General features: G+C 71.4%; 14 protein-coding genes and 1 riboswitch. Of the genes, 5 read left to right on the forward strand and 9 right to left on the reverse strand.

The window, feature by feature from the left end; translation table 11 throughout:
- Both ACGFR9_RS24035 and bioB read right to left on the reverse strand, forming a co-directional pair.
- Entirely contained in the window at positions 1-1,281 is a 1,281-nt protein-coding gene (locus ACGFR9_RS24035) for an adenosylmethionine--8-amino-7-oxononanoate transaminase (protein WP_393211989.1), read from the reverse strand.
- Positions 1,274-2,425: a biotin synthase BioB gene (gene bioB / locus ACGFR9_RS24040; protein ID WP_393211991.1), complete on the reverse strand. Its 1,152-nt coding sequence runs from the start codon at positions 2,423-2,425 to the stop codon at positions 1,274-1,276. Before bioB ends, ACGFR9_RS24035 begins: the two co-directional genes overlap by 8 nt.
- 147 nt (positions 2,426-2,572) lie before the next feature.
- On the opposite strand from bioB, the gene ACGFR9_RS24045 reads away from it, so the two are divergent.
- On the forward strand, positions 2,573-3,700 hold the full coding sequence (locus ACGFR9_RS24045; protein WP_393211993.1) for an 8-amino-7-oxononanoate synthase: 1,128 nt from the start codon (positions 2,573-2,575) through the stop codon (positions 3,698-3,700).
- Positions 3,701-3,765: 65 nt separating this feature from the next.
- Here ACGFR9_RS24045 and ACGFR9_RS24050 read toward each other — a convergent pair whose 3' ends face one another.
- The gene (locus tag ACGFR9_RS24050) at positions 3,766-3,990 is read right to left on the reverse strand and encodes a DUF397 domain-containing protein (RefSeq protein ID WP_393211995.1); all 225 of its coding nucleotides are present in this window, start codon (positions 3,988-3,990) and stop codon (positions 3,766-3,768) included.
- 9 nt (positions 3,991-3,999) lie between these two features.
- A complete protein-coding gene (locus ACGFR9_RS24055) occupies positions 4,000-4,860 on the reverse strand; it encodes a helix-turn-helix transcriptional regulator (protein ID WP_311640852.1) in 861 nt (286 codons plus the stop codon).
- A 212-nt stretch (positions 4,861-5,072) separates the two neighbouring features.
- On the opposite strand from ACGFR9_RS24055, the gene ACGFR9_RS24060 reads away from it, so the two are divergent.
- Positions 5,073-5,537, forward strand: coding sequence for an ATP-binding protein (locus ACGFR9_RS24060; RefSeq protein ID WP_393211998.1), 465 nt, complete (start codon positions 5,073-5,075; stop codon positions 5,535-5,537).
- A gap of 50 nt (positions 5,538-5,587) precedes the next feature.
- Here the strand turns inward: ACGFR9_RS24060 and ACGFR9_RS24065 are convergent, their stop codons facing one another.
- The 3 genes from ACGFR9_RS24065 to ACGFR9_RS24075 form a co-directional block, all read right to left on the reverse strand.
- Positions 5,588-6,061 (reverse strand): C40 family peptidase, encoded by a 474-nt coding sequence (locus ACGFR9_RS24065; RefSeq protein ID WP_393212000.1) that lies wholly within the window; start codon positions 6,059-6,061, stop codon positions 5,588-5,590.
- Between the two features lie 3 nt (positions 6,062-6,064).
- Positions 6,065-6,267: riboswitch (cyclic di-AMP (ydaO/yuaA leader) on the reverse strand.
- A 335-nt stretch (positions 6,268-6,602) separates the two neighbouring features.
- On the reverse strand, positions 6,603-6,911 hold the full coding sequence (locus ACGFR9_RS24070; RefSeq protein WP_393212002.1) for a hypothetical protein: 309 nt from the start codon (positions 6,909-6,911) through the stop codon (positions 6,603-6,605).
- A 7-nt stretch (positions 6,912-6,918) separates the two neighbouring features.
- Complete coding sequence (locus ACGFR9_RS24075; RefSeq protein ID WP_393212004.1) at positions 6,919-7,563, reverse strand: ATP-dependent Clp protease proteolytic subunit; 645 nt, start codon at positions 7,561-7,563, stop codon at positions 6,919-6,921.
- 68 nt (positions 7,564-7,631) lie between these two features.
- Here ACGFR9_RS24075 and ACGFR9_RS24080 point away from each other — a divergent pair, with 68 nt between their 5' ends.
- A complete protein-coding gene (locus ACGFR9_RS24080; protein ID WP_393212006.1) occupies positions 7,632-7,919 on the forward strand; it encodes a type II toxin-antitoxin system Phd/YefM family antitoxin in 288 nt (95 codons plus the stop codon).
- Between the two features lie 165 nt (positions 7,920-8,084).
- Here the strand turns inward: ACGFR9_RS24080 and ACGFR9_RS24085 are convergent, their stop codons facing one another.
- Positions 8,085-9,086: an ABC transporter permease gene (locus ACGFR9_RS24085; RefSeq protein ID WP_393212008.1), complete on the reverse strand. Its 1,002-nt coding sequence runs from the start codon at positions 9,084-9,086 to the stop codon at positions 8,085-8,087.
- A gap of 107 nt (positions 9,087-9,193) precedes the next feature.
- Between ACGFR9_RS24085 and ACGFR9_RS24090 the strand changes: the two genes are divergently transcribed.
- Together ACGFR9_RS24090 and ACGFR9_RS24095 are read left to right on the forward strand one after the other, a co-directional pair.
- Positions 9,194-9,826, forward strand: a complete 633-nt coding sequence (locus ACGFR9_RS24090; protein ID WP_393212010.1) for a TetR/AcrR family transcriptional regulator — start codon at positions 9,194-9,196, stop codon at positions 9,824-9,826.
- A gap of 264 nt (positions 9,827-10,090) precedes the next feature.
- Entirely contained in the window at positions 10,091-11,674 is a 1,584-nt protein-coding gene (locus ACGFR9_RS24095; protein WP_393212012.1) for an alpha/beta hydrolase, read from the forward strand.
- A 52-nt stretch (positions 11,675-11,726) separates the two neighbouring features.
- Here the strand turns inward: ACGFR9_RS24095 and ACGFR9_RS24100 are convergent, their stop codons facing one another.
- Positions 11,727-12,452, reverse strand: a complete 726-nt coding sequence (locus ACGFR9_RS24100; RefSeq protein ID WP_393212014.1) for a lysophospholipid acyltransferase family protein — start codon at positions 12,450-12,452, stop codon at positions 11,727-11,729.
- Positions 12,453-12,456 lie beyond the last annotated feature (4 nt).

Genomic DNA, 12,456 nt, shown 5'->3' on the forward strand with positions numbered 1-12,456 from the left:
TCAGCCCTCCTTCGCCGCCGCGCACACCGCGCGGGCGATCCTTGCCAGATCCGCGTCATCGGTGACGTACGGCGGCATGGTGTAGATCAGATCGCGGAACGGCCGCAGCCACACGCCCTCGCGCACGGCCGCCTCGGTGGCCGCCCGCATGTCGACGGCGTGATCGAGCTGGACCACCCCGATGGCGCCCAGCACCCGCACGTCCCGCACCCCGGGCAGCCCGGCCGCCGGGGCGAGTCCCTCCCGCAGGCCCGCCTCGATCCGCTTCACCTCCGCGCGCCAGTCCTGACCGAGCAGTAGTTCGACGGAGGCGCAGGCCACGGCCGCCGCCAGCGGATTGCCCATGAACGTCGGCCCGTGCGCCAGCACCGGTACCTCCCCGCGCGAGATGCCCTCGGCCACCCGCGCGGTGCACAGCGTCGCCGCCATCGTCAGATAGCCGCCGGTCAGCGCCTTGCCCACGCACATCACGTCCGGCGTCACCGCCGCGTGCTCCGCCGCGAACAGCGCGCCCGTGCGCCCGAACCCGGTCGCGATCTCGTCGAACACCAGCAGCACGCCGTGCGCGTCGCACGCCTCGCGCAGCACCCGCAGATACGCGGGGGAGTGGAACCGCATCCCGCCCGCGCCCTGCACCACCGGCTCCACGATCACCGCGGCCAGTTCACCGGCGTGCCGCTCGATCACCGACCGCAGATGCTGGGCGTACGCCTCCTCGTACCCGGCAGGGGGAGCGTCCGCGAACACCTGGCGCGGCAGCACCCCGGACCACAGCTCGTGCATGCCGCCCTCGGGGTCGCACACCGACATCGGCTGCCAGGTGTCCCCGTGGTAGCCGCCCCGCCAGGTCAGCAGCCGCCGCTTCTCCGGCCGGCCCAGCGAACGCCAGTACTGCAGACACATCTTGACGGCCACCTCGACCGACACCGACCCGGAGTCGGCGAGGAACACATGCTCGAGCCCCTCCGGAGACATGTCGACCAGGAGCTTCGCCAGCCGTACCGCGGGCTCGTGGGTGAGCCCGCCGAACATCACATGGCTCATCCGCCCCAGCTGCCCGCGCGCGGCCTCGTTCAGCACCGGGTGGTTGTAGCCGTGGATCGCCGACCACCAGGACGACATCCCGTCGACCAGCTCGGCCGAGCCGTCCGCGAGCCTCAGCCGCACCCCGCTCGCCGACTCCACGACGAGCGGTTCCTGACGGCCCGGCATGGGCCCGTACGGATGCCAGACATGCCGCCGGTCGAGCTCCAGCAGCTCGGCGACGGACCGCTCAGGCATTGGGCGCGAGATCCGTTCCGGCGCCCCGGCGGCGGACGGCGACCAGGTCCGTACGAGGCTCGTCGGGCGCACTCGCGCAGGAGTCGGTGACCGCCGGACCGCACGCCCCGCCGCCCTCGTGGGAACCGCAGCCGCCCTTCGCGCGGTGCTCGGGCAGCGTCACCTCGCCGGCCCCCTCCACCTCGAACCCGGCGTCCGCGATCATCTCCAGATCCGCCTTGCCGGCCTGGCCCTCGCTGGTGAGGTAGTCACCGAGGAAGATCGAGTTGGCCAGGTGCAGCGCGAGCGGCTGCATCGTCCGCAGATGCACCTCACGGCCGCCGGCGATCCGCACCTCGACGTCCGGGCAGACGAACCGGGTCATCGCCAGGATGCGCAGACACCGCTGCGGGGTGAGGTTCCACTCCTTGGCGAGCGGCGTCCCCTCGAACGGGATCAGGAAGTTCACCGGCACCGAGTCCGGGTCCAGTCCGCGCAGCGCGAAGACCACGTCGACCAGGTCCTCGTCGCTCTCGCCCATACCGGCGATCAGCCCCGAACAGGCCGACAGACCGGCGGAGTGCGCCCTGCGCACCGTGTCCACCCGGTCGGCGTACGTGTGCGTGGTCGTGATGTCCCCGTACGTCGACTCGGAGGTGTTGAGGTTGTGGTTGTAGGCGTCCGCGCCCGCCTCGCGCAGCCGCTCCGCCTGGCCGTCGGAGAGCAGCCCCAGACAGGCGCACACCTCGACGTCCTCGTATCGGTCCTTGATGGCCTTGATGGTGTCCGAGACCCGGTCCACGTCACGGTCGGTCGGCCCCCGGCCGCTGGCCACCAGGCACACCCGCTTGGCGCCGCCCGCGAGACCGGCGGCGGCCGCCTGCGAGGCCTGGTCCGGCTTCAGCCAGGTGTACTTGAGGATGTCCGCCTTGGAGCCGAGCCGCTGGGAACAGTAGGAGCAGTCCTCCGGGCACAGACCGGACTTGAGGTTGACGAGATAGTTGAGTTTCACCCGCCGGCCGAACCAGTGCCTGCGCACCTTCCCGGCCGCCGCCACCACATCGAGCAGATCGTCGTCGGACGTCGCGAGGACGGCCAGTGCTTCCGCGCGGGTCGGCGTCTCGCGCCGAAGCCCCTTGTCCACCAGCGTGTTCAGCAGGTCCATGGGAGCCGATCCTGTCCTACCCGAGCCGCCCGGGCCAAGGAGAGTTCGTACAACAGAGGCCATTCGAGGTGTGGGTATCGCCACACAGTGGTCCGTCCGGGCTGCCGCTAGTGTCTGTGGACTGCCTACAAAATCCCCGGAGGAGCCATGGCGTTCGGCTGGATCGACGAACAGGCGGAACTGCGCCGCCGGGCCGGACTCGTACGCACCCTGCGCCCCCGGGCCGCCGGCACGCCCCCGCTCGATCTGGCGAGCAACGACTATCTGGGACTGGCCCGGCATCCGGAGGTCACCGAGGGCGCGGCCCGGGCGGCGCGGACCTGGGGCGGCGGCTCGACCGGCTCCCGGCTCGTCACCGGCACCACCGAACTGCACACCGAGCTGGAGCGCGAACTGGCCGGGTTCTGCGGCTTCGAGGCGGCCCTCGTCCTCTCCTCCGGCTACGCCGCCAACCTCGCCGCCGTCACCGCGCTGGCCCCGCACGGCACCAGGATCGTCTCCGACGCGGGCAACCACGCCTCGCTGATCGACGGCTGCCGACTGGCCCGCGGTACGGCCCACGTGGCGGCGCACGCCGACCCCGACGCCGTACGCAAGGCGCTGGACGGGCACGACGGACCCGCGGTGGCGGTGTCCGACACGGTGTTCTCGGTGGACGGCGACGCCGCCCCGCTCGCCGGGCTCGCCGAGGTGTGCCGGGAGTACGGCGCGGGACTGGTGCTCGACGACGCGCACGGTCTGGGCGTGCTCGGCGACGGCGGGCGCGGAGCCCCGCACGCGGCCGGACTCGCGGGCGCCGACGACGTCGTCGTGACGGTGACCCTGTCGAAGTCGCTCGGCAGCCAGGGCGGAGCGGTGCTCGGCCCGGCCCGGGTGATCGAACACCTGGTCAACACGGCCCGTACGTTCATCTTCGACACGGGACTCGCCCCCGCCGCCGTCGGCGCGGCGCTGGCGGCACTGCGGCTGCTGCGCCGGGAACCTGGGCGCGCGGCGCGGGCGGGCGAGGTGGCGCGGGAGCTGCACTCCCGGCTGACGGCCGCGGGTCTGGAGGCGGTACGTCCGGACGCCGCGGTCGTCTCCGTGCGGGCTCCCTCCCCGGAGCAGGCCGTGCGATGGGCGGCCGACTGCCGGGCGGCCGGTCTGACCGTGGGCTGCTTCCGCCCTCCTTCCGTGCCCGACGGCGTCTCACGGCTCAGACTGACCGCCCGCGCGGACCTGTCCGGGGCGGAGATCGAACGCGCTGTACATGTGATCGGCGAGACGCGGCCATGAGTCGGCGGGGCACGGCCGTGCGTCGTCCGATGCCGGATCGGTCGGGTGGGTGATCCGGGCCTGCCTCAGCGGACCGCGGTCAGGAACCGCGCCCAACAGTGGGGCGGGACGATCAGCGCGGGACCGTCCGGGGCCTTGGAGTCGCGCACGGCGAGCAGTCCGGCCAGGGCTCCGGTGGCCGGCCGGGCCGTCTCGACGCAGTTGTTCGCACCTGTGCTGTAGCTGCTGCGCAGCCATGTCACATCATGCAGTGCGAGGCTGGAAGGGATGGTCCGAGGGGGTGCGGTCATCGTGCCTCCTTACGCGCCGGCGGCCGCGCCGGCGATGAAATCCAACGAGTCCTCGGGGGAAAGGGCGTGGACCGAAAGGGCGTTGAAGGCCTCCGAGAAGGCCCGGAGGTCTTCTTTCCGCTCCAGATGGAGGCTACTCGTCAAGTGGTCGAGAACAACCACGTCCAGATCAGAAGTGCGCGAAAATGAGAAGATTACGAAAGGACCGGTTACGCCGATGTGTGCGCCCGCCGTGAACGGCAATACTTGCAGGCGTACTTGGGGGAGCCGGGCCGCCTCGACCAGCCGTTCCAGCTGACGGGCCATCACTCCGGGCCCTCCGACCTCCCGGCGCAGCACCGCCTCGTCGAGGACCGCGCTCAGCTCGAGTGGGGGTGATGCCCGGAGTACGTCCTGCCGGGCCAGCCGTACCTCCACCAGCGTGTCCAGCCGCTCCTCCGACGCGTCCTCCAGGGCCGCCTCGGTCACCGCACGCGCGTACTCCGGTGTCTGCAGCAGACCGGGGATCACCGTGGTCTCCAGGGTGCGCATCGCGCTCGCCTGCGACTCCAGGCTGATGAAGTCCCGGTAGGTCGGCGGCAGTACACCACGATAGGCGTGCCACCAGTGGTGCCGTCCGGCTTCGTCACCGGACCCCGACAGCACCAGCAGCAACTCCCGCAACTGCCGATCGGTCACACCGTAGACGTCGAGCAGCAAGCGCACATCGGCCGGTTTCACCCCGCTCGTGCCCGTCTCGATCCGGCTCACCTTCGACTGGTGCCAGCCCGCGAGGCGCGCCGCCTCACCGCTGGTGAGTCCGGCCGAGGTGCGCAGGGCACGCAATTCGGCGCCCAGTTTCCGGCGGCGCACCGCGGGACCGTGCTGCATGCGCTTCTCCTTACTCCTTCCGGGCCGCCCGGATACGGTCTCCCGTCGCAGAGTTCACCGCTTTGAGCGACAGATATATGCATATCTTGGTGGATCGCCGCCCTACGCCGTGCGGTGATGGCAGTCTGGCGACGAAGCACCAGTGCGGGACCGTACTCGAACCATCCGCTCCGTGCCGGACTGCGGTCCCGGGGGAAAGGGACGACGTCGCCATGGCAGACCATCTGGAAGCATCCGTCACTCTGCCGAGCGAGCCCGCCTCGGTCGCGGCCGCCCGCGCCCATGTGGTGGGCGCGCTGGAGGAATGGGGGATGCCGGCGGACGCGGAACTGTGCGACACGGTCCGGCTGATCGTCTCCGAGCTCGCCACCAACGCGGTGCAGCACACGCTCGGGCAGTCGCCCACGTTCACCGTGGACGTCGTCCTGGTCCGTGACGAGCGCGTGCACATCGGGGTCACGGACAGCCATCCGCGGTTCCCCAAGCGGCTGCCCGCGGCGGTCCAGCAGGACAACGGCCGCGGGCTGGTCATCATCCGCTGGCTGACCGTGGAATGCGGCGGCCGGCTCAGGGTCCGCCCCACGCGCGAGGGCGGCAAGACCGTCTCGGTCGACCTCCCGTGGACCGTGCCGACGGCCGCCGAAGCGGTCACGGCGGCGGTGCGGCGCAAGCGGTAGGCGTCACAGAGCCGGGCGGCGGCACTGCCGGGGCGCCGCCGCCCCCGCGGTCACCGCACCCGGCCGTACGAGACGCTGCGGGTCCAGATCTTCTGCAGCCGCACCACGTCCCCGGTCTTCGGCGCGTGCCAGAGCTTGCCCTTACCCGCGTAGATGCCCACGTGGTAGACGTAGCCGCCGGAATGGAAGAACACCAGGTCTCCCGCCTTGCGGCTGCCCGCGGAGATGTGACGCGTGGTGTTGTACTGCTGCGCGGCGGTGCGCGGCAGCTTCTTGCCGGCCTTCTTGAAGGAGTACAGCGTCAGGCCCGAGCAGTCGAACCTGTGCGGTCCTATGGCGCCCCACTGGTAGGGGGAGCCCTTCTTGGAGGCGGCGATGCGCAGTGCCTTGGTGGCCGTGGTCGCGGCCGCCGCCTCCGAGGCGGCTCCGGGGACGGCGATGGTGGCACCCACGGCGGCCAGAGTGAGGGCCGAGGCCGTGCCGGCCCGGGCCATGAGAGACGGGACACGATTGAGCGCAGTCATGCGCAACCCTTCGTCAGCCGCCTGTGAAGGATGACCTGTCGGATTCGGGCTGGCGAAGTGGCCCGGCCGCACGAGTGCGGCTTCACCCCAAGGACTGCTCGGAACTGACGTCCCGGCGGCCCGTCGTGCCTGGGTCCTCCACTCCTGCCGATCCACTCCTGTCGACCGGTCATCCGGGCGGCGGCAGGACTCGGCGTCCGCCCGGATCGCCCCGCCGCGGCGGCGGGGTCTTGTCGTCAGTCAGGGATCTTGGCTCATGGCGCGATCGAAAACCCAACGGAACGGGGGGTTTGTGTTGTTACTCACCACTCACCTGTTCGGGTGGACACCTCTGGGGCCGGGGCGCCGTCCCGTGCGCGGAGGAGCCGCGGACCAGCGGCGGAACGACCCGTTCCGCCATCCGGGTACGTGCGTTGCGCAACTTCGACGCCCTGAAAACTGCAGGTTCGTCTACGCCGGATGGGGGTAAGCCGTTCGGTCCGTTTCGGCCCCGCGCCGGGGCGCACCACCGGCCGGGGCCGTGACACCGGATGCGAGGCCGTCAACTGCCGGTGTCCGGCGGCAGCGTGACCCTGGCCGTACGGCGTTCGCCGTCCAGCACCCGCAGGGCGCGGGCCAGTGTGCCGGAGTGCAGTTCGCTCTCGCCGCGCCGGTGCATCAGGGTCAGCGCCTCGCGCAGCGCGACGGCCTTGCCGACCAGCGCCTGGGCGGCCCGCAGGCCCCGATAGGTGTCACCGCCCAGCGCCGGGTTGATCCGGCCGAGCAGGTCGGCGGACTCGAGGTAGCGGTCGATCAAATCGGCCTCCGCGCGGGTCAGTGCGGGCAGCGGCGGCGGTTCCGGTGGCAGCATCCGCGGCTCACCTCGCGCCGGAGCGGCCGGAGGCGGGACAGGCGTCCCTGCGACGGGGCACGATCCGGTCCGCCAGGCCGTACTCCAGCGCCTCCCGGGCGTCCAGCACCTTGTCCCGCTCGATGTCCGCGCGGACCTGCTCCGCGGTGCGGCCGGTGTGCCGGACCAGGATCTCCTCCATCCGCTCCCGGACGCGGGTCAACTCCTCGGCCTGGATCGCCAGATCGCTCGTCTGCCCTTCGACCGGCTCACGGAGGGAGGGCTGACGGAGCACCAGCCGGGAGCCCGGCAGCAGGTACCGCTTGCCCGGAGTGCCGGCGGCCAGCAGCAGCGCGGCGGCACCCTCGGCCCGGCCCAGACAGATCGTCTCCACGTCGCAGGTGACGAAACGCAGCGTGTCGTAGATCGCCGACATGGCGTGGAAGGAGCCGCCCGGAGAGTTCACATAGAGCGAGATGTCCCGGTCGGGGCTGTGGTGCTCCAGGTACATGAACTGCGCCATCACATCATTGGCGGAGGTCTCGTCGATCGGTGTCCCGAGGATGACGATCCGCTCCTCGAGCAGCTTGGAGTAGGGGTCCACGGTCCGGTTCCCGGACGTCGTGCGTTCCGTGAACTCGGGCAGGACGTGGCGGGCGGACGGTCGGGTCATGAGGGCCCCTCCTGTCGGATCGTCTCTGTAAAAAATGTACAGGACGTACGTGACGTTATGATGGGTTCATGGCCTACGAGATTCCGGTTACCCAAGCCAGGGCTGAGCTCGCCGACCTCATCAACCGGGTGGTGTACGGCGGTGAGCGCGTCGTCGTGACCCGGCACGGAAAACCCCTCGTCGCCCTAGTGTCCGCCGATGACCTGCGACGACTCGAAGAACTCCGGGAGTCCGCGGAGCCCGCCCAGGACCAGGTGATCAGCACGGTGGCCGGTGTCCGGGAGGCCGCTTCCGCTCCTCGCGAACGGCAGCGGTTCGGCATCGCGGCCGAGCACCGGGGGGCGGAACCCTCCTGAAGCCCGTCCGGCGGGTCATGCCGGAGGCCCGGGGGACGGCACGCGTATCCGCGGCGTTGTCGTCGGTTCCCCCCGGCTTGGTCCGCCGGACGGTTCTTGCCGTACGACGGGACCGCGCACCCCCGTCCGCCGCGGCGGGGGTGCGCGGTCGTTCCGGGCGCGGGGTCAGGCGAGGGAGACCGGTTCCCGCTCGGGTGCCGGCCGCGGGTCCGTCCCGCGCTCCTTCAGCGCGCCGCCGGCCACCACGGCGCCCAGGCCCAGCACCGCCCACCAGGTCAGCGTGAGGGCGGGGCCCACCGCCGCCGCGCCGTCGAAGAACGACACCGAGCGCAGCAGTGTCGCGCCCGCGCCCGGCGGCAGCCACTGGCCGATCGCCCCGGCCGGTACGGGCAGCATCTCGGGGGCGGAGGACGCCCCCGAGAAGGGGTTGCCGAGCAGCATGATCACCACGCTGCCGAGCGCGATGCCGGCCCGTCCGGCGAGCGCCGCCAGTCCGGCGACCGCCGCGCTCATCGCCAGCGCGGCCAGTGCGAACGCACCCGCCACGGTCCACCAGTTCCCCGGGACCGCCTCCAGCCAGCTGTGCGCCAGCGCCGTCGCCACCACGCCGACCAGGGCGGCGGATCCAACCAGCGCGGCCACCGCGCGGGCGCCGCGCAGGCCGAGGAGCGTCACCGCGACGCCGGCGCCGATGCCGGCCATGGCCAGCGGGAGCACGCTGGTGTTCAGGACGGCGCCGCGCGGATCCTTGTCGGCCGCGGGCACGACGTCCACGGTGGCCACCCCGCTGTCCGGGGCGGACGCCCGGTCGGTCACCGCCTGCCGCAGCAACTGGGCCACGACCGGGCTCGCGGCGGACGCGGTGAGCAGCTTCGGGCCCTGCTCCGTGGCGACGATCGCGCCGTAGACCTCGCGGTCCTCGATCGCCTCCCGGGCGGCGGTCTCGTCGGCGTAGTGGTGGAGATCGAAGGCGCCCTCCCGGTGCTCCAGCGCTCGCTCCACGGGAGCGGTCGCGGCGGCGGGGCCGGCCAGGCCGAGCGGCAGGTCGTGCGGTGCCGTGCGGGACGCCGGCCAGGCGAAGGCCCAGAGTGCCAGGGCGACGACGGCGGGGATCAGCACGATGACGGCGATCACGCGGCGGTGCGGCGGCAGTGAGGTGGGGGACATGAGGGCTCCGGCAGGTAAAAAGAAGGATCGTTCGTTTTAAGTTCGTCGCCACCGTCCCGCTCTTCCGGTCCCTTGTCAAGAAGGAATGTTCGTTTTAGGTTGCGGACATGGCTCGCGTATCCCAGGAACACCTCGACGCCCGCCGCCGCCAGATCCTCGACGGTGCCGCGTCCTGCTTCGCCCGCAACGGCTTCCACGCCACCTCGATGCAGGACGTCCTGAAGGAGGCGGACCTCTCCGCGGGGGCCGTCTACCGGTACTTCCGGGGGAAGGACGAGCTGATCGCCGCGATCGTGACCGATGTGCTCGACACGGTGCGGGGGATTCTCGAAGGGGCCGTGCGGGAGAGTCCGCCGCCGCTGCCGGACGTGCTCATTCCGCGCGCGCTGGCGCGGATGCGCGAGGAGCGGCCGGCCGTGCTGGACGACGGGTCGTGGATGTTTCCGCGGCTGATGATCCAGGTGTGGACGGAGACGACGCGCAGTCCTGAGCTGGCGGTGGTGCTGGGGGAGGGCTACGCGAACGTGCGGGGGGTGTGGGCTCGGGTGGTGGAGGGGTATCAGGAGGCGGGGCTGATGTCCGCGTCGGCGGACGCGGACGTGGTGGCTCGGGCGATGATCGCGTTGGTGCAGGGGTATGCGGCGCAGATGGCGCTTTTCGGTGGGCTGCCCGAGGGGACGTTGGGGGAAGGGGTGCGGGCGTTGATGGGGATGGGGGCCGCGGGCGGCGGGGGTGCCTGACGGGCTTTTTGCCACCCCCTCCTCCCGTTTCCGTACCCCGGCCCCGGGGGCGCGGCCCCCTGCCCCCCTTCGGCCTAACGGCCCTGGCCTCAAACGCCGGACGGGCCGGATGCGCCGGACTGGCTGGATTGCCTGTCCGGTTGGCGGAACCGGTTTTACCGGTTATCGGATTGGCAAAGAAGCGTCTCCGGGGGCTGTTCCCTGTGACCTCGTTGCGGCGAGGATCCCCCGTGGTCATGGCAACCACGGAGGGGGAGGCCCCAGTTGAGGGACAGCGGAGCGAAGAGGCGGGCGGCGTTGCTCGTCGCGGTGGCGCTCATAGCCGGCGCCGTCGCGGCACCCACGGCGAGCGCGACGGCGGACAGCCATCATGGCAAGGACCGTGAGGCCAGGGGCGTGGCGATCGCCGCCGCCCGGGCCGCGAAGGCCGGCCTCGACTGGCGGGACTGCCCCGCCGACTGGAACCTGGCCGCGCCGATCCAGTGCGGCTGGGTCTCGGTGCCGATGGACTACGCCAAGCCGTACGGCAAGCAGATCAGGCTCGCCGTCGACCGCATCGGCAACACCGGGACCAAGAGCGAGCGCCAGGGCGCGCTGCTGTACAACCCGGGTGGCCCCGGCGGCTCCGGTCTGCGCTTCCCTGCCCGGGTCACCGCCAAGAACCCGGTCTGGGCCAACACCGCGAAGGCGTACGACTTCGTGGGCTTCGACCCGCGCGGCGTCGGCAAGTCCGCGCCCATCTCCTGTGTCGACCCGCAGGAGTTCGTCAAGGCGCCCAAGGCGGACCCGGTGCCCCGCTCCGAGGCCGACAAGCGCGCCCAGCGCAAACTCGCGCGCGAGTACGCCGAGGGCTGCCAGGAGCGCAGCGGCGAGATGCTGCCGCACATGACCACGCCCAACAGCGCGCGCGACCTCGACGTCATCCGCGCCGCCCTCGGCGAGAAGAAGCTCAACTTCCTCGGCGTCTCCTACGGCACCTACCTCGGCGCCGTCTACGCCACCCTCTTCCCGGACCACGTCCGCCGCATGGTCGTCGACAGCGTCGTCAACCCCTCCCGCGAGAAAATCTGGTACCAGGCCAACCTGGACCAGGACGTCGCCTTCGAGGGCCGCTGGAAGGACTGGCAGGACTGGGTCGCGAAGAACGACGCAGCCTTCCATCTCGGCACCACCCGCGGCGCCGTCCAGGCCCAGTGGCTGAAGCTGCGCGCCACCGCCGAGAAGGAGCCGATCGGCGGGGTCGTCGGACCGGCCGAGCTGATCGGCTTCTTCCAGAGCGCCCCGTACTACGACTCCGCGTGGGTCCCCGTCGCGACCGTCTTCAGTCAGTACGTCGCCGGCGACCCCCAGGCGCTCGTCGACGCCGCCGCCCCCGACCTGTCCGACACCGCGGGCAACGCGGCCTCGGAGAACGGCAACGCCGTCTACACGGCCGTGGAGTGCACCGACGCCCAGTGGCCCACCAGTTGGCGCACCTGGGACCGCGACAACACCCGGCTGCACCGCGACCACCCGTTCATGACCTGGGCCAACGCCTGGATGAACCTGCCCTGCGCCACCTGGCCGGCCAAGCAGCAGACCCCCTTGAACGTCAAGTCCGGCAAGGGTCTGCCGCCGGTGCTGATCGTCCAGTCCGAGCGTGACGCGGCCACCCCCTACGCGGGCGCCGTCGAACTGCACCAGAGGCTCAAGGGCTCCCGCCTCGTCACCGAGCAGAACGCCGGATCCCACGGCGTCACCGGCCTGGTCAACTCCTGCGTCAACAACCGGGTGGACACCTACCTGCTCACCGGCGCCCTCGACCGCACCGACGTGACCTGCGCACCGCACGCCACTCCGAAGCCGTGACACGCGTGAGGGGCGGCCGGAGCTCTCCGGCCGCCCCTCACCCGTATGCGGATCAGGTCAGCGGCATGCGCGGGAAGCGGCGCTTGTCCTCCGCGCCGCGTTCGGCCTCCTGGGCCTTGGCGACGGCCGCGTACTGATCGACGTACTCCTGCTCGGACAGGGTGAGGATGGCGTACATGATCTCGTCGGTGGCGGCGCGCAGCACCGCCTTCTCGCTCTCCAGCCCGGCGTAGCGCGAGAAGTCCAGCGGCTTGCCGAAACGGATCACCACCGGGTGGATCCGGGGGATCTTCCTGCCGGGCGGCTGCGCCTCGAACGTGCCGATCATCGCGCACGGAATCACCGGCACACCCGCCTTGAGCGCCATCACCGCGACACCGACCTTGCCCTTGTAGAGGCGGCCGTCGTGCGAGCGCGTGCCCTCCGGGTAGATGCCGAGCAGTTCCCCTTTGCCCAGCACGCCCAGACCCTCCCGGATGGCGGCCTGCCCGGCGTCCTTCCCGCTGCGGTCGACCGGGATCTGGCCGGCGCTGTGGAAGAAGAACGCCGTCAGCCGGCCCTTGAGGCCGGGGCCCGTGAAGTACTCGGCCTTGGCGAGGAAGGTGATGCGCCGCTTGAGCACGGCCGGCATCAGGAAGTGGTCCGAGAACGACAGATGGTTGCCGGCCACGATGGCGGCGCCGGACGACGGCACATGCTCGAGGCCCTCTATTCGCGGCCGGAAGACCAGTCGCAGCAGCGGGCCCAGCAGCACGTACTTCAGCAGGTTGTAGAACAAGGGC

The organism is Streptomyces sp. NPDC048584, assembly GCF_043199595.1.
GTDB classification, from domain to species: Bacteria; Actinomycetota; Actinomycetes; order Streptomycetales; family Streptomycetaceae; genus Streptomyces; species Streptomyces edwardsiae.

Coding starts and splice junctions, on each gene's coding strand:
- ACGFR9_RS24045 (WP_393211993.1), top strand. CDS start 2,573: ATGGCGTTCGGCTGGATCGACGAACAGGCGGAACTGCGCCGCCGGGCC.
- ACGFR9_RS24055 (WP_311640852.1), bottom strand. CDS start 4,860: ATGCAGCACGGTCCCGCGGTGCGCCGCCGGAAACTGGGCGCCGAATTG.
- ACGFR9_RS24050 (WP_393211995.1), bottom strand. CDS start 3,990: ATGACCGCACCCCCTCGGACCATCCCTTCCAGCCTCGCACTGCATGAT.
- ACGFR9_RS24035 (WP_393211989.1), bottom strand. CDS start 1,281: ATGCCTGAGCGGTCCGTCGCCGAGCTGCTGGAGCTCGACCGGCGGCAT.
- bioB (WP_393211991.1), bottom strand. CDS start 2,425: ATGGACCTGCTGAACACGCTGGTGGACAAGGGGCTTCGGCGCGAGACG.
- ACGFR9_RS24090 (WP_393212010.1), top strand. CDS start 9,194: ATGGCTCGCGTATCCCAGGAACACCTCGACGCCCGCCGCCGCCAGATC.
- ACGFR9_RS24085 (WP_393212008.1), bottom strand. CDS start 9,086: ATGTCCCCCACCTCACTGCCGCCGCACCGCCGCGTGATCGCCGTCATC.
- ACGFR9_RS24070 (WP_393212002.1), bottom strand. CDS start 6,911: ATGCTGCCACCGGAACCGCCGCCGCTGCCCGCACTGACCCGCGCGGAG.
- ACGFR9_RS24060 (WP_393211998.1), top strand. CDS start 5,073: ATGGCAGACCATCTGGAAGCATCCGTCACTCTGCCGAGCGAGCCCGCC.
- ACGFR9_RS24065 (WP_393212000.1), bottom strand. CDS start 6,061: ATGACTGCGCTCAATCGTGTCCCGTCTCTCATGGCCCGGGCCGGCACG.
- ACGFR9_RS24080 (WP_393212006.1), top strand. CDS start 7,632: ATGGCCTACGAGATTCCGGTTACCCAAGCCAGGGCTGAGCTCGCCGAC.
- ACGFR9_RS24075 (WP_393212004.1), bottom strand. CDS start 7,563: ATGACCCGACCGTCCGCCCGCCACGTCCTGCCCGAGTTCACGGAACGC.